16 protein-coding genes are annotated in these 19815 nt (G+C 74.1%); 6 read left to right on the top strand and 10 right to left on the bottom strand.

Translation table 11 applies throughout. The features are described from left to right. Positions 1-175: 175 nt before the first annotated feature. Complete coding sequence (gene ggt / locus IE106_RS10185) at positions 176-1999, bottom strand: gamma-glutamyltransferase (protein ID WP_189532148.1); 1824 nt, start codon at positions 1997-1999, stop codon at positions 176-178. An 81-nt stretch (positions 2000-2080) separates the two neighbouring features. On the opposite strand from ggt, the gene IE106_RS10180 reads away from it, so the two are divergent. Continuing rightward, the gene (locus IE106_RS10180; protein WP_229840223.1) at positions 2081-2878 is read left to right on the top strand and encodes a hypothetical protein; all 798 of its coding nucleotides are present in this window, start codon (positions 2081-2083) and stop codon (positions 2876-2878) included. Positions 2879-2903: 25 nt separating this feature from the next. Here IE106_RS10180 and IE106_RS10175 read toward each other — a convergent pair whose 3' ends face one another. Next, the gene (locus IE106_RS10175; protein ID WP_189532146.1) at positions 2904-3527 is read right to left on the bottom strand and encodes a hypothetical protein; all 624 of its coding nucleotides are present in this window, start codon (positions 3525-3527) and stop codon (positions 2904-2906) included. A gap of 243 nt (positions 3528-3770) precedes the next feature. Between IE106_RS10175 and IE106_RS10170 the strand changes: the two genes are divergently transcribed. After that, on the top strand, positions 3771-4955 hold the full coding sequence (locus IE106_RS10170) for a L,D-transpeptidase family protein (RefSeq protein ID WP_229840221.1): 1185 nt from the start codon (positions 3771-3773) through the stop codon (positions 4953-4955). A 159-nt stretch (positions 4956-5114) separates the two neighbouring features. Beyond that, positions 5115-6710, top strand: coding sequence for an alpha/beta fold hydrolase (locus tag IE106_RS10165; protein ID WP_189532142.1), 1596 nt, complete (start codon positions 5115-5117; stop codon positions 6708-6710). Between the two features lie 164 nt (positions 6711-6874). On the opposite strand, the gene IE106_RS10160 is transcribed toward IE106_RS10165, so the two are convergent. The 4 genes from IE106_RS10160 to pcaDC all read right to left on the bottom strand — a co-directional run bounded on the left by IE106_RS10160 (position 6875) and on the right by pcaDC (position 10187). Continuing rightward, positions 6875-7318: a DUF6278 family protein gene (locus IE106_RS10160; protein ID WP_189532139.1), complete on the bottom strand. Its 444-nt coding sequence runs from the start codon at positions 7316-7318 to the stop codon at positions 6875-6877. Positions 7319-7387: 69 nt separating this feature from the next. Next, positions 7388-8167 carry an exodeoxyribonuclease III gene (locus tag IE106_RS10155; protein ID WP_189532137.1) on the bottom strand — a complete coding sequence of 260 codons (780 nt, stop codon included), beginning with the start codon at positions 8165-8167 and terminating at the stop codon, positions 7388-7390. A gap of 37 nt (positions 8168-8204) precedes the next feature. Beyond that, entirely contained in the window at positions 8205-8837 is a 633-nt protein-coding gene (locus IE106_RS10150) for an MBL fold metallo-hydrolase (RefSeq protein WP_189532136.1), read from the bottom strand. A gap of 48 nt (positions 8838-8885) precedes the next feature. Then, a complete protein-coding gene (pcaDC, locus tag IE106_RS10145; protein ID WP_189532134.1) occupies positions 8886-10187 on the bottom strand; it encodes a bifunctional 3-oxoadipate enol-lactonase/4-carboxymuconolactone decarboxylase PcaDC in 1302 nt (433 codons plus the stop codon). A 286-nt stretch (positions 10188-10473) separates the two neighbouring features. Between pcaDC and IE106_RS10140 the strand changes: the two genes are divergently transcribed. Then, on the top strand, positions 10474-12159 hold the full coding sequence (locus IE106_RS10140; RefSeq protein WP_189532132.1) for a ribonuclease J: 1686 nt from the start codon (positions 10474-10476) through the stop codon (positions 12157-12159). Between the two features lie 362 nt (positions 12160-12521). On the opposite strand, the gene trhA is transcribed toward IE106_RS10140, so the two are convergent. The 3 genes from trhA to IE106_RS10125 form a co-directional block, all read right to left on the bottom strand. After that, the gene (gene trhA / locus IE106_RS10135) at positions 12522-13310 is read right to left on the bottom strand and encodes a PAQR family membrane homeostasis protein TrhA (RefSeq protein WP_189532130.1); all 789 of its coding nucleotides are present in this window, start codon (positions 13308-13310) and stop codon (positions 12522-12524) included. A 618-nt stretch (positions 13311-13928) separates the two neighbouring features. Next, entirely contained in the window at positions 13929-14132 is a 204-nt protein-coding gene (locus IE106_RS10130; protein ID WP_030052720.1) for a cold-shock protein, read from the bottom strand. A gap of 409 nt (positions 14133-14541) precedes the next feature. Further along, positions 14542-15114 (bottom strand): TetR/AcrR family transcriptional regulator, encoded by a 573-nt coding sequence (locus tag IE106_RS10125; RefSeq protein ID WP_189532129.1) that lies wholly within the window; start codon positions 15112-15114, stop codon positions 14542-14544. A gap of 86 nt (positions 15115-15200) precedes the next feature. Here IE106_RS10125 and IE106_RS10120 point away from each other — a divergent pair, with 86 nt between their 5' ends. Continuing rightward, entirely contained in the window at positions 15201-15662 is a 462-nt protein-coding gene (locus IE106_RS10120; RefSeq protein ID WP_189532127.1) for a nuclear transport factor 2 family protein, read from the top strand. Positions 15663-15854: 192 nt separating this feature from the next. Here the strand turns inward: IE106_RS10120 and IE106_RS10115 are convergent, their stop codons facing one another. Beyond that, entirely contained in the window at positions 15855-18656 is a 2802-nt protein-coding gene (locus IE106_RS10115; protein ID WP_189532125.1) for a M4 family metallopeptidase, read from the bottom strand. A 521-nt stretch (positions 18657-19177) separates the two neighbouring features. Between IE106_RS10115 and IE106_RS10110 the strand changes: the two genes are divergently transcribed. Next, the gene (locus IE106_RS10110; RefSeq protein ID WP_189532123.1) at positions 19178-19705 is read left to right on the top strand and encodes a hypothetical protein; all 528 of its coding nucleotides are present in this window, start codon (positions 19178-19180) and stop codon (positions 19703-19705) included. Positions 19706-19815 lie beyond the last annotated feature (110 nt).

Below are 19815 nucleotides of genomic sequence, written 5' to 3'. Positions count from 1 at the left end.
GGCACCGAGCGAGCGCCGGGTGCGCGGGCCGGGCCGGGGCCGGGGGTGGGCGCCCCGGGCCGGTGGGGGGCGGGCGCCGGGGGGTTCCGACGGCCGGAACCTGGTACGGAGCATGCGAACCCAGCCGTGTCACGGTGCGGCCACAGCCGGTTTCCGGCCGGGACCGGCTCGCCCGTCAGCCCGCCGGGCGGACGACCATCGCGGATCCGCCGCCCCGGCGGACCGTCTCGGCGGCCGCCACCCAGCGCCCGTCCGGGAGCCGCTGGATCCCGGTGGCGGCACCGATCTCCGGGTTCTCGCGGAAGGCGTGGCCCAGTGCGGCGAGGCGGGCCCGCAGCGGGCTGCGGTACAGGCCGGGTTCGAGATCCGTGACGGGCTGGTTGCGCTGGCTGGCGCGCGGCGCGGCGATCGCGTCGACCAGGGGGAGGCCCCGGTCGACGACGCCGGTGAGGGTCTGCAGGACGGTGGTGATGATGGTGGCGCCGCCGGGCGAGCCGAGGGCGAGGACCGGCCGGGCGTGCCGGTCCAGGACGATCGTCGGGGACATGGAGGAGCGGGGACGCTTGCCGGGGCCGGGCAGGTTCGGGTCGTGGACCGCGGGGTCGGCCGGAGCGAAGGAGAAGTCGGTCAGCTCGTTGTTGAGGAGGAAGCCGCGGCCCGGCACGGTGATGCCGCTGCCGCCGGTCGACTCGATGGTGAGGGTGTACGCGACGACGTTCCCCCAGCGGTCGGAGGCCGTCAGGTGCGTGGTGTTCTCGCCCTCGTACGTCGTCGGCGCCGCCCTCCCGCCGGTGGCGCACGGCTCGGGGTCGCGCGGGTCACCGGGGGCGAGCGGGCTGGTCAGCGCCTTGTCGTCGCTGATGAGGCAGGCCCGCGCGTCGGCGAACCGCTGCGACAGCAGCCCCCGCACCGGGACGTTCTCGAAGGCCGGGTCGCCGACCCACCTCCCGCGGTCCGCGAAGGCGACGCGGCTCGCCTCGACGAGCCGGTGCAGGTACCTCTCCTGGGAGGCGCGCGACAGGTCCGTGCCCTCCAGGATGTTGAGCGCCTCGCCGACCGTGGTGCCGCCCGACGAGGAGGGTGCCATGCCGTACACGTCCAGGCCCCGGTAGGAGACCTTGGTGGGGCGCCGGGACACCGTCTCGTACCCCGCGAGGTCCCGCACCGTCAGGTCGCCGGGCCGTACGGTCCGGGTGGCGCCGGGCCGCACGGGCGGGGTGCGGACCGTGCGGACGATGTCGCGGGCCAGGTCGCCCCGGTAGAGCGCCCCGGTGCCCTGGCGGGCGAGCTTCTCGTAGGTGCGGGCGAGGTCGGGGTTCTTCAGGACCGAGCCGACGACGGGCAGTTCGCCGCCCGGCAGGAACAGCTCGGCGCTGGCCGGGAAGTCCCGGAACCGGTCCTCGTTCTCGCGGGTCTGCGCGCGGAACGTCTCGTCGACGACGAAGCCGCCCCTGGCCAGCCGTACGGCCGGCTTCAGCAGGTCCCCCAGCGACTTGGTGCCCCAGGCGTCGAGTGCGGAGTCCCAGGTGGCGGGGGTGCCGGGCGTGCCGACGCCGAGGCCGCTGGTCATGCCCTCCGCGAAGGGGATGGGCTTCCCACCCTCCAGGAAGAGGGACGCGTCCGCCGAACGGGGCGCGGTCTCGCGGCCGTCGACGGTGTGGACGGTGCGGGTGCGGGCGTCGTAGTAGACGAAGTAGCCGCCCCCGCCGATGCCCGCCGAGTACGGCTCCGTGACGCCGAGGGCGGCGGCGGCGGCGACGGCGGCGTCCACGGCGTTGCCGCCCGCGCGCAGCACCTCGATCCCGGCCGCCGACGCGTCGGCGTCGACGCTCGCGACGGCCCCGCCGTACCCGACGGCGACCGGTTCCTTGACGGGTGCCGGGGCGGCGGGTGCCGGGGCGGACGGCGCGGGGCCGGGTGGCGGTGCCGCCGCGCCGACCGCGAGCACCGTCGCGGCGACGGCGGCGAGGGAGACGTTCCGTACGGTGGAGCGACGCATTCGGGTTCCTCCAGTCAACGGCCGTCCGCGCAGCGTAACTTCACACCGCACGGCACGTCAGGACCGCTAGCATGCGCGCCCATGGACCAGGACCTGTGGAACATCGTGCTCGGCGTGGCCGCCAGTGGGCTCAGCGCGTCACTCGGATGGCTGGCCCGCGCGGCGCTGTCCCGCCGCCGTCTCCGCCGCAAGCAGGGCTTCTTCGGGTTGCCGGACGACTCCGACTGCCTGCTGGTCGTCAATCGGGAGGCGGGCGGCGAGGGCGTGCACCGCAACGACGTGTTCGCGTTGCTGGAACTGTCCGCGCTGATCCGCGACTGCGGCGCGCACGCCCGGATCGTCCGGCACGACCGGGCCGTCCAGGGCTTCGGGGACCGTACGGAGTTCTGCCTCGGCGGGCCCACCTCCAACCAGCGGATGGGGGCGCACCTGCGCACCCTCCTGCCGGGGCTGGTGGTGGAGCAGGGCCCCGGCAGGAGCCCCGACGTGTACCGGATCGGCGAGGAGGCGTACCGGGCGGAGCACGGCGTGAGCGAGTACGTCGTCCTGGCGCGGCTCACCGCGGGCGAGGGGCGGCGGCCGGTGTTCCTGTTCTGCGGGCAGAAGGCGATAACGAACCAGGCGGCGACCCGCTACCTGGTCCGCCACCACGAGGAGCTGGCCCGCCGCCACGGCCGCGGGCCGTTCGCCCTGCTGCTGAAGGTGGTGAACTCGGAGGCGTACGGCCCCGACGTGGTCGAACTGGTGGCCGACGTCACGAGCGCCGCCACCCGGCCGGCCCCGTCCCCCACCCCGGCCCCGGCCCCGGCGGACACCGGGGACGCCCCGGACACGCCGGACGCCGCCGGCACGCCGGACGCGGGGGCCGTCGCCCCGTGAGGGGGCGGGGACGGAAGGCCGCCCCTCAGGCGTCCGGGTTCTGTCCGGTCGCGGCCTTGCGGACGCGTTCGACCTGGAGCCGCGCGAACTGCCCGAGGGTCTTCTCGTCGGTCACCCCGCTGCCCTGCATGCGGATGAGCACCGCGCCGGCGCGCATGAGGACCTCGCTGTCGCCGTCGCCGTCGGCGAACGCCTCCGCCGCCTGCGCGCCCGTGTCGACCTTCAGGTCCCGGGCGCCGCTCCCGGCGTCCTCGCGCTCCTGCGCGACCGTGCCCTTCATCGCGACGGAGGCGTTCTCCGCCGTGTCGAAGGAGTAGACGCTGTACTTGATCTTCTCGTCCGACTCGTCCGACGCGCCGCTGCGGTAGTAGCGGCCGCCGCCGCCCGCGACGAGCCCCGCGCAGTTCGACCCGGTCTCCTCCTGGCAGGACTCCAGGGCGCGCTCACCCGTCGCCGACTCGGGGTCGCGGGCCTTCCACCCGTCGGGCGCGGAGAGCTTGCCGGGCAGCGCCATCAGCATCCGGCCCTCGTCGAGGGTCAGCGGCCTGCCGTCCTCCCCCGTCCAGTCCGCTCCCCCGTCGCCCCCGCACGCGGTCAGGGCGACCATCAGCGCCGCGACCCCCGCGATTCCCCGTACAGCACCGGCCACCGGACTTCCTTCCCTCGGCCATGAAATTGATCATGTCCACTCAACCGCATGGCCGCTTCCCGCCTCAACTCCGTTACACGCGGCGGACTTCGCCGTAGCGGGTTCAGGACATCCGCGCGCGCCGGCGCACCCCCTGTCGGGCGCCTCACACCCCGCCCCCGTGAAATCTTCGGATCCCCGGCAACCCGGCGCCGCCGTTCCCCCTCTCTCCCTGCGACAGAGAACGCATCGGAGGTTGTCCCGTTGAGCCGCACACGTGTCCGTACCCCGCTCCGCACCACCGTCCTCGCCGGTACCGCGGTTCTGACCGCGGCCCTGACCGCGTGCTCGGGCGGTGGCGGCGGGTCCTCGACCGGCGGGGACGGCAAGGCCAAGCCCGAGACGCGCATCACGGTGAACCTGTCGGGCAAGCAGGCCAGGCCCGGCAGCCCCGTCGAGGTCACCCTCGCGGAGGGCCGGCTGGCCCAGGTCACCGTCACCGACTCCAAGGGCGCGACCCTCGACGGCAAGGTGTCGGCGGACGGCCGGACCTGGACGTCCACCCGCAACGCCGCCCCCGGCACCGGCTACACCGTCGAGGCGCGTGACGCGGGCGGCGGCACGGCGAAGGCCGACTTCGCGACCGCCGCGCCGGAGAAGGTCAACAAGCTGAGCCTCGCCCCCGGCAAGAACAGCACGGTCGGCATAGCGCAGCCGCTGTCGATCGTCTTCGACCACCCGGTCAAGGACAAGGCGGCCGTCGAGAAGGCCCTGAAGGTCACCACCTCGAACAACACCGAGGGCTCCTGGGGCTGGATGCAGGACTGGTCCGGCAAGGACCGCGTCGACTGGCGCCCCAAGGAGTACTGGGAGCCGGGCACGAAGGTGACGCTCGACGCCCGGCTGAACGGCGTCGACTCCGGCCCGGACGGCGGCTGGTTCGTCCGCGACTACGCGACCGGCTTCACCGTCGGCAGGAACCAGGTGGTCAAGGTCGACCTGGACGGCCACCGGCTGAAGCTCGTGCGGGACGGGCAGCTCGTCCGGGACGTCCCCATGTCGGCGGGCACGCCCGGCGGCGAGAAGGCGTCCTGGCGCGGCCGGACGGTGCTGATGTCGAAGGAGGGCACCATCAACATGCGCTCCGAGACGGTCGGTCTCGGCGACGCGTACGACAAGATGGTCGACTACTCGATGCGGCTCACCTGGTCCGGGATGTACGCGCACGCCGCGCCGTGGAACGCCCGGTACATGGGCAACGCCAACCGCAGCTCGGGCTGCATCGGCATGACCGACGACAACGCCCGGTGGGTGTACGACCAGGTGCAGGTCGGCGACCCGTTCGAGATCGAGGGCGCCGACGCCAAGGGCACCCAGGCGCTGAACAACGGCTACGGCGAGTGGAACCTGTCCTGGAGCGAGTGGCAGGCCAAGAGCGCCCTGCGCTGACCCGGAACCGGCCCGGCCGGCCCTCCCACGGGGGGCCGGCCGGCGCAGGGGCCGATTGTTACCGTCGCGTGATCGACCCAGGTGTTACCTTGGGTAAACCCAGGCGGTTACCGTCGGGTCACTTTCAACCACCGCAGACACGCGAGTGAGGAGTGACCCGTGGGACACGCACGCACGGCCATGCGGACGGCGGCCGTCGGCACCGCCGCGGCCGTCCTGGCGACCGGGGCGGCCTTCGGGCTCGCCCCCTCCGCCACGGCCCGGCCCGCCGCCACGACCGCGGCCGCCGAGACCGCCGGCATCCGGTTCGTCGACATCGCCGGCGACGGCGGCACCGTCCTCAAGGCCAACGTCGTCCTCCCCGCCGGCGCCGACGGCACCCGCCGCCACCCGCTCATCGTGCTCCCCACCAGCTGGGCCCTGCCGCAGGTGGAGTACCTCGCCCAGGCCCGCGAGCTCGCGGACGCCGGGTACGTCGTGGTCAGCTACAACTCGCGCGGCTTCTGGCAGTCCGGCGGCCACATCGAGGTCGCCGGCCCGCGCGACGTCGCCGACGCCTCCAAGGTCGTCGACTGGGCCCTCGCCCACACCCCCGCCGACCCCGACCGCGTCGGCATGGCCGGCGTCTCGTACGGCGCCGGGATCAGCCTCCTCGCCGCCGCGCACGACAAGCGGATCAAGGCCGTCGTGGCGCTCAGCGGCTGGGCCGACCTCATCGACTCCATCTACAGCGGCCGCACGCAGCACCTCCAGGCCGCCGCCCTGCTCGGCGGCTCCGGCCACCTCACCGGCCGCCCCGGCCCCGAGCTCCAGAGCATCCTCTCGGGCTTCCTCTCCTCGGACCTGGGCCGCGAGCAGGAGATGATCGACTGGGGCCGCAAGCGCTCCCCCGCCGCCCACCTCGACCGCATCAACGCCAACGGCACCGCCGTCATGCTCGGCAACGCCTGGGGCGACACGATCTTCCCGCCCAACCAGTACGCCTCCTTCTACGAGCGGCTCACCGGCCCCAAGCGCCTGGAGCTGCGCCCGGGCGACCACGCCACCGCCGAGCTCACCGGCCTGTTCGGGCTGCCCAACGACACCTGGACCAGCGCCCACCGCTGGTTCGACCACCACCTCAAGGGCGCCGACAACGGCGTCGACCGCGAGCAGCCCGTCCGGCTCAAGTCCCGCACCTCCGGCGGCTACGAGGGCTACCCCGACTGGACGTCGGTCGGCGCGCACGAGAAGCGCCTCGCCCTCGGCGGCGAGCAGGAGGTGCGCACCGGCGTGGACTCCGGCGCCAACGGCGGCATCGTCATGCTCTCCAACGCCCTCGACCAGTTCCTCCGGATCCCCCCGGTCGTGTCGGTGCCGCTGCTCCCCCGCTCGCACGCCGCCGTCTGGCAGTCGGAGCGGTACGCGACGGCGCAGCGCGTGCGCGGCACGGCGAGGCTGCACACCACCGTCACCGCCACGGCGGGCAGCGGCACCCTGGTGGCGTACCTGTACGACGTGGGCCCCCTCGGCGTCGGCAAGCTGGTGAGCAACGCCCCCCACACCTTCCACGGGAAGACGCCGGGCGAGCCGTTCACGGTGGACCTGGAGCTGTTCTCGACGGCGTACGACGTGCCGGCCGGGCACCGGCTCGCCCTGGTCGTCGACACCGTCGACCCCCTGTACATGGAACACAACCCGGCCGGCGCGCGGCTGACCTTCTCCTCGCCGCCGTCCGACCCCTCGTACCTGTCGGTGCCGCTGCGCGCGGAGTGATCTCCGGCCGCTGCCGGACCGTACAGGAGACCTCCCTCCCCCTTTCGCAGGCGCCGGGGGGCCAGCGCAAACTATCCAGCGCCGGAAGAGACCTCACGTCTCGACACGCAAATCGGGCATTAGCGGTATTTCACGACGAAGCGGAACAAGCGGGGCGGCCAGGGCTAACGGCCCTCGGCCGCCTCGCCGTACACCTGGGACAGCTGGGGCGACCCGGTGATCGCCCAGTCCAGGCCCGCGCCGACGACGTCGATCTCCCGCCCGGAGGCCAGCCGGACCACGGCGCGGCCGCCGGGCAGCACGTCCCACACGGCGCCCGGCACCGTGCGCACGATCACCGTGCCGAGGTACAGGCCCGCGTCGTTGCCCAGCCAAGGCAGCTCCTCGGGGTCCTCCCGCCAGTGCGGCGGCAGCTGGTCGAGGGCCTCCAGGGAGCGCGGCGTGTCGTCGAGCGGCACCCCCGCCTCCTCGGCCCGGGAGCGCAGCAGGGCGCACTCGGAGAGCAGGCCGGCGACGCCCTCCGGATCCCTCTCGAAGACGGAGGCGAGTGTCGCGCTCCGGCCGCCGCCGCGCCGCTTGCGCCAGGAGTCCAGGAAGGGGAGATTCATACGGCCAGCGTGGCACCCTGCGGGCCCCCGCACTACAGGACGCGCGCGGCCGGTACGGGCGGGGCCGGGCTACAGGTCGAGGTCGACGACGACGGGGGCGTGGTCGGACGCGCCCTTGCCCTTGCGCTCCTCGCGGTCGACGTAGCCGTCCTTGACGGCGTCGGCGAACGGCTTGTTGCCGTACACCAGGTCGATGCGCATGCCGCGGTTCTTCGGGAAGCCGAGCTGGCGGTAGTCCCAGTACGTGAAGGGGTGGTCGTACTTGAGGGGGCGCGGCACGATGTCGTCGAGGCCCGTCTCGCGCAGCGCCTCCAGCGCGGCCCGCTCGGGCGCCGTGACGTGCGTGGAGCCCTCGAAGAGGGAGCGGTCCCACACGTCGGCGTCGGTGGGCGCGATGTTGAAGTCGCCGAGTACGGCGAAGGGCCGCGGGCCCGCGGCGTCCCCGGCGACGGCGGCCCGGAGGGCCTCCAGCCAGCGCAGCTTGTACGCGTAGTGGTCGTGGGCGACCTCGCGGCCGTTCGGCACGTACACCGACCAGAGGCGGACGGGGCCGCAGGTCGCGGAGACCGCCCGCGGCTCCTGCACGCCCTCGTACTCCGGTCCCCCGGGCAGTCCCGACACCACCTCGTCCAGGCCCACCCGGGAGACCAGGGCCACGCCGTTCCACCGGCCCGTGGCGTTCACCGCCGACTCGTAGCCGAGCTCCCGCAGCTCGGCGGCGGGGAACTGCTCGGCGGCGCACTTGGTCTCCTGGACGCACAGCACGTCCGTGCCGCTGCTCTCCAGCCAGGCCAGCAGACGGGGCAGCCGAGCGGTGATCGAGTTGACGTTCCAGGTGGCGATACGCATGCCGGACAGCCTAACGGCGGGGTCCGACAACGGGCGCTCACAGCTCCGTGTACGCCCCCGGGGCCAGCCGGCGGTGGTCGGCGCCGCCGAGCTCGCCGATCCGCAGGTCGTACAGGGGCCGGGCGAGCGGGGCGAGCAGCGCGTCGTGGACGTCGATGGCCCGTCGCGGCTTCACCTCGCGGACGTAGTCGATCACCTCGGAGATCTTGTTCCAGGGCGCCATGACGGGCAGCAGCAGGGTCTCCACGGGCCGGCCGGGGACGGTCAGGGCGTCGCCGGGGTGGAAGACGGCGCCGTCGACGAGGAAGCCGACGTTGGTGATCCGGGGGACGTCCGGGTGGATCACGGCGTGCAGCTCGCCGTGGACCTCCACCTCGAAGCCGGCGGCGGTGAAGGTGTCGCCGTCGCCGACGGTGTGGACGCGGCCGGGGAAGGCGGCGGAGAGCTGGTCGGCGACGCTGCGCAGGGTCCAGATCTCCGCGGCGGGGTTGGCCTCCATCCCCGCGCGCAGACGCCCCTCGTCGAAGTGGTCCGCGTGTTCGTGGGTGACGAGGATCGCGTCGGCGCCGAGCGCCGCGTCCTGCTCGCTGAACCCGCCCGGGTCGATGACGAGGGTGCGTCCGTCCTTCTCCAGCCGCACGCAGGCGTGCGCGTTCTTGGTCAGCTTCATGACCCCATCCTGCCCTGCCCGTTGCGCCCGCGCCGCGCCGCGCCGGGCTCAGGGCTCCAGGGTGGTCTCCTCGCGGATGACGCGGGCGGCCACCCGGAAGGCGGCGTTCGCGGCGGGGACACCGCAGTACACGGCCGTCTGGAGGAGCACCTCGCGGATCTCCGTGGGGGTCAGGCCGTTGCGCAGGGCGGCACGGGTGTGCACGGCCAGCTCGTCGAGGTGGCCCCGGGCGGCGAGCGCGGTGAGGGCGACGCTGCTGCGGGTGCGGCGGTCGAGGCCGTCGCGGGCCCACACCTCGCCCCACGCGTACCGGGTGACCAGCTCCTGGAAGTCGCGGGTGAAGTCGTCGGCGGCCTCCAGGGCGGCGTCCACGTGGGCGTCGCCCAGGACCTCCCGCCGGAGCCCGAGACCCGCGTCGTACGGGTCGGGCCGGTGCGGCGCGGGCTGTTGCGGGGCCGCGGGCGCCGGGACCTGGGCGGGCTGCGCGGCCGCGGGGGCGGGGGCCGCGGCCGGGGCGGGGGTGAGGGCGGCGGGCGCCTGGGGCGGTACGGGGACGCCCGCGAGGGTGTCCTGCCAGGACCCGGCGAAGTGCCGTACCAGCAGGTCGGTGACGGCCGCCGGCTGCTCGACGGGCGCCAGGTGCGCCGCGCCGGGGACGACGGCGAGCCGGGCGTCGGGGATGCCGGCGACGAGGGTGCGGGCCTCGGCGGGCCCGGTGACGCGGTCGTCGGAGCCGACCAGGACGAGGGTGGGGACGCCGACGCGGCCGAGGTCGGCCCGGACGTCGAAGGTGGCGAGGGCCTCGCAGGCGGCGATGTAGCAGCCGGGGTCGGTGGTGCGGACCATCTGGACGGCCCAGTCGACGATCGCGGGCTGGGCGGCGGCGAAGGCCGGGGTGAACCACTGGTCGGGGGCGAGGCGGGCCATCGGTTCGAGGCCGTGGGCGCGGACGACGACACCGCGCTGCCGGTGCTCGTCGGCGGTGCCGAAGCGGGGCGACGCGGCGATCAGGGCGAGGGAGGCGAGCCGGTGCGGGGCGCGCAGGGCGAGGTCGGCGCCGACCGCCGCGCCGAGCGCCGCCCCGGCGTACCCGAAGCGCTGGACGCCGAGGCCGTCGAGGGTGGCGAGGAGCCGGTCGGTGAGCCCGGCCACGGACGGGACGGGTTCGGCGGGGGCGCCACCGTGTCCGGGCAGGTCGAAGCGGATCACCCGGTAGCGCGGGATCAGCTCCGGTATCTGGCGGTCCCACATGTGCCAGGTGGTGCCGAGGGAGGGGCCCAGGACCAGGACAGGGGCGTCCTCCGGCCCGTCGAAGCGGTACTGCAGGGTGCTCGGTGGTGTCTCGCTCACCCGTCAGACCCTCTCACCTCTCGCGGACGCCCCCGTGATCGGGGGTGGGTGGACGCCGTCCCGGCCGGCACGAGCCGCGTGAGCCGTTCGGCGTCCCGCGCGACGGCCCTCCGCACCCGTGCCCGGCCGGCTGATCGGGAAAGCGCGTGAGCGCATCGGGAGAGGCCGTCGCACCGGGATCCCGTCGGGGTGTTCCCCGGCGGGGCCCCGCCGTCCCACCCGCTGCCGCAGGGAGATCCCCCAGGCAACGGATCATGCCGCCCCGCACCACGGGTAACGTCAGGGTATGAGTCATCCACACCCCGAACTGAAAGCCGCCCCGCCCCTTCCCCGAGGAGGGCTGCGGGTCATCGCCCTGGGCGGTCTGGGGGAGATCGGCCGCAACATGACCGTCTTCGAGCACGCGGGCAAGCTGCTCATCGTCGACTGTGGCGTGCTGTTCCCCGAGGAGACCCAGCCCGGCGTGGACGTCATCCTCCCGGACTTCACCTCGATCCGGGACCGGCTGGACGACATCGTGGCCGTCGTCCTCACCCACGGTCACGAGGACCACATCGGTGCCGTGCCGTACCTGCTGCGCGAGCGGCGCGACATCCCCGTCGTCGGCTCCAAGCTGACGCTGGCGTTCCTGGAGGCCAAGCTCAAGGAACACGGAATCCGGCCGCGCACGGTGCGGGTGCGGGAGGGAGACCGGCGGGGCTTCGGGCCCTTCGACTGCGAGTTCGTGGCGGTCAACCACTCCATCCCGGACAGCCTCGCGGTCGCGATCCGCACCGGCGCCGGCATGGTGCTGCACACCGGTGACTTCAAGATGGACCAGTTCCCTCTCGACGACCGCATCACCGATCTGCGCGCCTTCGCCCGGCTCGGCGAGGAGGGCGTGGACCTGTTCCTCACCGACTCCACCAACGCCGAAGTGCCCGGCTTCACCACCTCCGAGCGTGAGCTGAACCCGGCGATCGAACAGGTGATGCGCACCGCGCCGCGCCGGGTCATCGTCTCCAGCTTCGCCAGCCACGTGCACCGCATCCAGCAGGTCCTGGACGCCGCTCACCAGCACGGCCGCAAGGTCGCCTTCGTCGGCCGGTCGATGGTCCGCAACATGGGCATCGCCCGTGACCTGGGCTATCTGAAGGTCCCGTCCGGTCTGGTCGTGAGCACCAAGGAGCTGGAGAAGCTCCCGGACCACAAGATCGCTCTGGTGTGCACCGGCTCCCAGGGCGAACCGATGGCCGCGCTGTCACGGATGGCCAACCGCGACCACGTCATCCGCATCGGCAAGGGCGACACCGTCCTGCTCGCCAGCTCCCTCATCCCCGGCAACGAGAACGCCATCTACCGGGTGATCAACGGACTCACCCGGTGGGGCGCCCACGTCGTCCACAAGGGCAACGCCAAGGTGCACGTCTCCGGACACGCCAGCGCCGGGGAACTCGTCTACTGCTACAACATCGTCAAGCCCCGCAACGTGATGCCCGTCCACGGCGAATGGCGCCATCTGCGGGCCAACGGCGACCTCGCCATCCGTACCGGCGTCGACCCCGACCGGGTCGTGATCGCCGAGGACGGCGTCGTCGTCGACCTCGTCGACGGGCGCGCGTCCATCACCGGCAAGGTCCCCGCCGGCAACGTCTACGTGGACGGCATGGAAGTCGGCGGCGCCACCGAGGCGTCCCTCAAGGACCGCCTCACCCTCGCGGAGGAAGGCGTGGTCACGGTGGTGGCGATCGTCGACGCGGACACCGGCGCGCTCACCGAGCCCCCCGACTTCCTGGCCCGGGGCTTCGTCCACGACGACACCACCTTCGAGCCGGTCATCCCCGTCATCGAGAAGACCCTGGCCGCCGCGGCCGAGGAAGGCGTCGGGGACGCGCGCCAACTCGAACAGCTGGTCGCCCGTGCCGTGGCGAACTGGGCGTTCCGCACCCACCGCCGCAAGCCCCTCATCATCCCCGTCATCATCGACGCCTGAGCCGCGGCCCGGCCGTACGGTCCCCGGCCGCGGTCTCGTCGGCGTCACGGCCGGGCACGGGAGTCGGCGGCCGCCCCACCCTTGGGGACGGCCTCCGAGGTGTCCGGGACGTCGAGCCGGCGTCACGGTCACGCCGTGCGGGGGGCGTGCGGGGGTCCCGTCCACCCGTACGCCGGCACCCGCGACGGGACCGGCGGGCACGACCGGGACGACGACCGGTCGTACTCCGCGGAACGGGCGCGACCGGGGCGACGACCTTGGCGGCGACTCCGGCGGCAAAGACCCCGGCGCCCGTGGAGTCGCCCGGCGTGGTCGCGCGCACCCTGGGTGACCAGCGGCGCGGGCCCGGACGCTGTCGCGGGTCAGTGGGTGGTGGCCAGGAGGATGGCGGTGTAGTGCGCGGTGAAGGCCGCCACGGTCAGGGCGTGGAAGACCTCGTGGTAGCCGAACCAGCGGGGTGAGGGGTCGGGCCGCTGCAGGGCGTAGACGACCGCGCCCGCGCTGTAGAGGAGGCCTCCGACGACGATCAGGGCGACCACGGCCGCCCCGCCGGTGTGCAGGAAGTCGGGCAGGTAGCGCACCGGCGCCCACCCCAGGGCCAGATAACACGGGGTGTACAGCCAGCGCGGAGCTCCGACCCACAGGACCCGGAACACGACGCCGGCCACGGCTCCGGTCCATACGATCCACAGCAGCGTGGACCGCTGTTCCGGCCGGAGGAGGAGCACGGCCAGGGGGGCGCAGGTGCCGGCGATGATCAGGAAGATGTTGGCGTGGTCGAGCCGTCGCAGAAGGGCCTCGCCCAGGGGTCCCCAGGTGCCGCGGTGGTAGACGGCGCTCGTCGCGAACAGCAGCCAGGCGGTGACCGCGTACACGGCGCAGGCCAGGACCGCTTGCGGAGTGCGGGCCTGGCAGACGAGCACGACGCCCGCGATCAGTGTGGCGGGGACCATTCCGGCATGGAGCCAGCCACGCAGTCTCGGCTTGATCGGTTCGACCAGGTCGGCCGCCCGCTCCACCAGGGCGGAAACCGAGTGGTCCTTCCCCTCCGCGTGTCCGCCGTGCGATCCCTCGGGCGGTCCGTCCTCACGGCGCTCTCCAGGTGCTGAGGCGACGTGACCGTGTTCGACTTCAGCGGCATCACGGCACACAGCTTCTCGTTCTCCCTCGGGCGGCGGGGCGTCACTGGCGGCAACGCGGCAATGCTAGACGGCGGCGTTCACGGGAGGTCGGTCCACAGCCGCGTCGCCGGGGCCGGGCCGGCTCGCCACCGCGTGGACTCCGGCCCGGTCGGCCTTCCGCCGACCGGGCCCGCCGAAGCCGGGTGGAACGGCCGGCCGGGGGAACGGCCAGGGGTTCCGAACGGGCGTTTCCGCTTGCCCGCGCGCCAGGGCCGCCGATGCTTCCCGAGGTCCGCTCCCACGTGTCCACCGCCCTCGCGGACCAGGGGGAACACCGGCTGGACCCGGCTTCGCACCTCGGGGCCGGCCGGCTCGATGCGGAGGCCGTCGGGCACCGCGCACCCGCTGCCCGTCGGCCTGGAGGCGCCCTCACCGGGCGACGCTCGGAGCGACCGGGGCCGGGGAGTCCGGCCGAGGTCGCACCCGCCTCCGCCTCGACGGATCAGGGACCGCGCAGCCACGGCTGCGCGGTCCCTGATCCGTGTACGCCCGGCCCGGAAGCAGACCCTTCGCCCGCCGGGCGGCGAGGCCCCACGGGCGGCGCTCCCCGGACGCGGCGTGCGCGGCCCCTCGGGCGGGTCCGCGAGGTCAGGCCAGGTTGATGTTCTCGGCCTGCGGGCCCTTCTGCCCCTGGGTGACGTCGAACGTCACGGCCTGGCCCTCCTGGAGCTCGCGGAAGCCCGTGGAGTTGATCGCGGAGTAGTGCGCGAAGACGTCCGGGCCGCCGCCGTCCTGGGCGATGAAGCCGAAGCCCTTCTCCGCGTTGAACCACTTCACAGTTCCCGTTGCCATGTCTGATGCCTTCCAGTCGATGAACGCCTCCCACTTCCTGTGGAAGGCAGAGGTGATCGCCCTGGTCCCTGCGGCACAGCACAGCAAAACGCCCACACCGGAGGCGTGGGCAAGAGGGAATTCCGAACCACGACAGCTGACACAGACGTTACACGCCCACACGTCGCGTCACCACAGGAAACGATCACACCGCACGGCAGACCGGGCGCGCGGTGCCCGCCGGCACGGAGGGGCACACTCCTCCCACGCCGCCGCGGCCGGGGGCGCCGGTCCGGGGGCGCGGGGATCGCGGTCGCCCGCGCCACGGCGGTCACCCGCCCGCTCACGCTCCCGTGCCGCCCGGGGCTCCCGCGGGAGGGAGCGGGGTGATCCGCCGGGCCCCGGGAGGAGGGGAGGCCGGGGCCGCGCGTCACGGGCCGGGGGTTCCGAGGAGCGTCGCGGCGGCCGTGCGCGCGTGGTGGGCCGGGGTCGGGTCGCCGGTGATGCCGGCCGTCACGATGGCCCCTTCGGCGAGGAGGAAGACCGGATCGGCCGCCGGCAGCCCGGCGGCGTGCGCCCATGTCGCGATCTGGTCGCGGAACGCCCGCTTGTGCGACCTGACTTCGGCCAGTACGGCCTCGGACGACGGGCCGAGCTCGCCGTGGGCGTTGATCCAGGCGCAGCCCCGGAAACCGGGTTCCGCGAACCACGCGGCGAGCCAGTCGAAGATTGCGAGCACGCGTTCGCGGGGGTCCTGGACCCGCTCGACGCAGGCGGACAGGTCTCCCCTCCAGCGTCGGTCGCGGCGCCGGAGCACCGCCACCACGAGGTCCTCCTTCGTCGGGAAGAAGCGGTAGATCCGCTTCAGCGGCAGGCCGGACGCCGCGCGGACCTCGTCCATCCCCACCGCCTGGATGCCCCGCGCGTAGAAGAGCCCCTCCGCCGCGTCGAGCAGGGCGGCGCGGTCCAGGCGGTTCTGTTCCTCGGTGAGGGGGGCGGGCATCCCGGCTCCTTGACGTTGAGAACGATCGTTCCCTACCTTAGGCCCACCAGATGGAGAACGCTCGTTCTCCACGTGAGGAGGTCATCGTGCCGGAAGGCCGCCCGCCCTGCCCGCCGTTCACGCGGGAGACGGCTCTGCTGAAGGTCCAGGCCGCCGAGGACGCGTGGAACACCCGCGACCCCCGGCGGGTGGCCCTGGCCTACACGCCGGACTCGGTGTGGCGGAACAGGGACACCTTCGTCAGCGGGCGCGAGGAGATCGTCGCCTTCCTGACGCGGAAGTGGGAACGCGAGCGGGACTACGCGCTGCGCAAGAGCCTCTGGGCGTTCCACGAGGACCGCATCGCCGTCCGCTTCCAGTACGAGTGGCGCGACGCGGAGGGCCGGTGGTGGCGCAGCCACGGCAACGAGCTGTGGGAGTTCGACGGGCACGGCCTCATGCGGCGCCGCGAGGCGAGCATCAACGACGTCACCATCGCCGAGGCCGACCGGCGCATCCACGGCCCCCGGCCGGCGGAGGAGTACGGGGCCGACCTCCCGCTCCGGTAGCGCCCGCCCCCGCCCCGCCCGGCGGCGCGCCGTACGGCCTCCGGGCGGAGGCGCCGGCCGTCCGGCGCGGCGCCGGGCGCGTCCCCGAGCACCCGGCCCGCCCCCGTTCGCCCGGACGCACAGCGCCCCGGTGACCGTGCGACCGGCCCCGGGGCCGTGCCGGCGGGACCGGGGCGCCCGCCCGGGGTGGGGTCAGCCGCACCGGCCCGTGGGCCGGGCGCGGGTCACCACGCCGGTGGTGCCCGTCGTCGCGTCCAGCCACACCACCCGGCTGCCGCCGACGGCCGCGGGGTGCGTCTGGCTGCCGCGGTTGCAGGAGACGCGGCCCCGGTAGGTGCCCTGCCCGCCGGGGGCGCCGGCGGCGGTGAACTGGTGGAGCTTGGGGGTCGCCTCGTTGCCGAGGGGGGCGTCGGGGTCGTAGGCGGCGACCGTCACGCTGTCCCCGGACGCGGTCAGGTCGTGGACGCGCAGCGGGCCCCATCCGGCCTCCGGGGCGAGTTCCACCACGCCGGAACCGTCGAGCGGGGCGCGGAACAGGGCCGTCCCGCTCCCGGCCGTGTCCCGCTCGGCGAGCCAGAGGACGTGGGTGCCGTTGAGGGCGGTCGGACCGTGGCTCGTGGTGCTCGGGGCCTCATGGACCACCGTGGTCCCGCCGGTGGCGGCGTCGACCACGAGCGTCCTCCACTCGTACGCGGCACGAGTCGCCAGCGACACCCTCCGCCACTCCTGGTAGGCGACCTTGCCGCCGCTGACCGAGGGGGAGTAGGCCCGGCGGTAGGTGCCCCCGCCGACGGTCCTGACGTCCGCCGGGTCCTTCAGGCTCAGGTAGGCCACGCCCGAGCGCCCGCCGACGTTCGCGTAGCCGAAGGCGACGAGGTCGCCGTCGACGCCCGTCGCGCTTCCCCCGCCGCGGCCGGCCCACAGCTTCCGCACGGGGCCGCCCGCGAGCGGCCGGGCCAGGATCTCGACGGCGCCGGGGCCGTACGCCTGCCACACCACCGTCGTGCCGTCGGTGGCGGGGTTGACGTGGTGGCGGCCGTCGTTGGGGCTCATCAGCCTGGGCCAGCCCTTGCCGTCGGCACGGCCGGCCCACACGGAGTACGGCTCCGAGCCGTCCTCGTTCGACTTCGACGCCGCCCACCAGCCGCCGCCCGCTCCCAGGCTCGTACCGGTCGTGTTGACCCGGTCCAGGAGGGGGTCGGAGTCGATGCCGAGGGCCGACTCCCAGCCGGGCACGATGCCGTGGGCGGTGAAGGCGCGGCGCAGCGCCCTCAGCCCGTCCCCCGCGACCGAGAGGTCCTGGGCGGCGGCGAGCACGGCGTTCCGGCCCTCGGTGAAGCCGTCCAGGGGGGTGAGGTATTCGGTCAGGGCCCTGTAGACGACCTTGTCGGCGAGGTCCGCGCCCAGTTCCTCGCGGGCGTCCCACAGCGCGCCGCCGAAGATGGTGGAGTTCAGGTGGACCCCGCCGTTGTCGTTGAGGAAGTCCAGGCCGAGGAAGGATCCGGTGGTGGTCCGCCCGTCGTCCAGGTCGCGCAGGGCGCACTCGCGGGGGGTCCTGGTGCGGCAGAGCCGCTCGCCGAGGAGGCCGGAGTCGGGGTCCGTCGCCGGGATGCCCAGCACGTCCGTCTCGACGGCGTTGCCGAAGTAGTCGGCGACGGCCTCGCTCAGGGCGCCCGACTGGCCCGCGTAGACGAGGTTCGCCGAATGCTCGATCACGCCGTGCGTCATCTCGTGGCCGACGACGTCCAGAGCCGCGGACAGCGGCCGGTACTCCTCGTCGCCGGTGCCGTACACGGTCTTGTGCCCGTCCCAGAAGGCGTTGACGTACGGCTCGCCGAACTCGGTGACCCCCACCAGGGAGTCGATGTCCATGCCGCGGCCGTCGAGGCTGTTGCGGCCGTGCTCGTGACGGTAGTAGTCGTGGACCCGCGCGGCGGCCCAGTGCGCGTCGACGGCGCCCGCCCCGGTGGCCTCACCGCCGAACTCCGGGGTGGGCGAGGAGAACTCCCGGACGCCTTCGGGCCATTTCCCGCTCACGTCACCGACATGGGTGCCGCGGGCGTCCCAGGTCGTCAGGGCGCGTTCGCCCTGGCCGTCGTCCGGTATCCGGGTGCGGTCCCGTAGCACGTACAGGCCGCGCTCCTCGTCACGGGAGACGTCCAGGTCGACGGCCGTGCCGTCGAGCCGGACGCCGCCGCCCGTCTCCCGCGCGGTCGTGGGGCGCGGCCCGGCCGCCTCCGGCGCGGGCGGCCCGGGGGTCCGGACCGGTGTCCGGAACGTCTTGATGCCGCTGTAGCCGAGGACCGGGTAGCCGGTGCGGGCGTCGACGTACACCTCTCGCAGTACGGGCTCGCCGCCGGCGGGATCGACGCCGTGCACGGTGACGTGCCGGGTGAGGACGCCCGTCCCCCTGGGCAGGACGACCAGGCCGCGGGCGGTGCCCCGCAGCGGGGACGACTCCTCCTCGCCCTCGCGCGGCGCCGTCGCGAAGTTCTCGGCGCCCAGGTCGTCGAGGACCCGGTCCACGGCCCGTTCGACGGCGAGTTCCTCCCCGACCTCGGCCGTCGTACCGGTGGTCAGCCCGGTGAAGTACCTGCCGGAGGTGCCGGTGACGATCCGCTCGCCGCCCCGGTTCTCCATGCGGACGACGTACTGGCCGCCCAGGACGGGCACGCCCCGGTGCCGCTGCTGGAACCGTACGGACTCCCGGGTCCCCGAGGCGGTGGTCCCGGCGGGCACGAGGTCGCGCCGGGCGTGCGCGATGCGGTACCGCCCCTCCTGCGCCTCCAGGTACGCCCGGGCCGCGCCCGCCGCGCTCCCCGAGTCGGGGGCGTGCTCCCGGATGCCCCGGACCAGGGCCGGTGTCCCGGTCCCCTCCCCGGGAACCACCTGCCCCGGGCCGGGCGGTGGCACCCCCGCCCCGGTCGCGGCGCCCGCGGGCACCGCCGGAACGAGGAGGGCGGCGACACCCGTCAGCACCGCCACCCTCGCCATACCGCCCAGCCGCCGTCCGCGGCCCCTGGTCCCTCCGAAGTGACGCACGGCCCCCCACACCCCCACTGGTCGCCGGTACCGGCGGCGCAGCGCCCCGGCAGGGGCCATCGAAGCGGTGGCGGGCCGTCACATCAACGGGGAGGAAGTGGCCACCGGCGACTTCCGGCCGACCGCCTTCGCCCGGCACGGGGCACGGGGCAGGGGGCACGGGACGCCGGGCCGGCGGGCGGCGGCCCACCGGGGGGAGCGCACGGCCGGCCCCGGGCGCGGTCCTGCCGGGCGGAGGCGGTGCGACGGGTACCGGCCAATACCTCCGCCCTCGTCCTTCCGGGGTGCCGGGCCCGGCCCCGTCACCGGCGCCGTCCGCCGCCCCGCCTCCACCGTGCGCGTATGCGCTCCACCCCCCGCCTGCACAGTTACCTCACATCTGCTTCACGGAACACCCGCTTTCGGTCGCCTTCACCCTGAGTGCCGGCATGGGGGCAGACGGTGCACCCGCTCCGTGTCTAGCCTCCCGGGCCATGCGATCACCCTCGATGAGACGCTTCGGTCTCGCCACCGTCCTCGCCCTCGCCCTCGCCGTGTTCGGCCTGGCCCCCTCCGCGAGCGCGGCCGACCCGAGCCCCGCCGACCTGAAGTTCACCACCAGCGCCGCCACCACCACTCCGGGCGGCACGGTGAACCTGACGATGACCCTGACCAACAACAAGACCTACGACCTCTGGTTCGTCTACCAGACGCTCAACCCCACCTGGCTCACCACGCAGCGCCCCGACCTGAAGTACGCGATCACCGGCTGCAGCCTCGCCACCGCCGACGGCAGCACCCCCTGCTCCGGCACCGGTCCCTCCGACCTCGGCAGCAACTACAACGCCCCCATCGCTCCCGGCCAGAGCCGGACGGTGACCCTGACGCTGCAGATCGCCGCCGACTCCGGCTGCAACGGGAACATCGGCTTCTACTCGTACTTCTACGCCGAGTTCAGCGACAGCACGAGCCACAGCGGCGGCCCGGTCTACACGCCCGAGACCCGCGTCCTCTGCGCCTGACGCACACGCCGGACGAGGCGTTGGCCTAAAACCGGCCAACGCTTCCCGGCACCGCGCGAACCGCACCCACGTCTTCCTCACCGGCGGGCCCCCGGCCCGCCGGTGAGGCA

The sequence above is a fragment of the Streptomyces roseolilacinus genome, from assembly GCF_014649335.1.
GTDB lineage: Bacteria > Actinomycetota > Actinomycetes > Streptomycetales > Streptomycetaceae > Streptomyces > Streptomyces roseolilacinus.
This window is presented reverse-complemented; position numbering and strand designations above follow the sequence as displayed.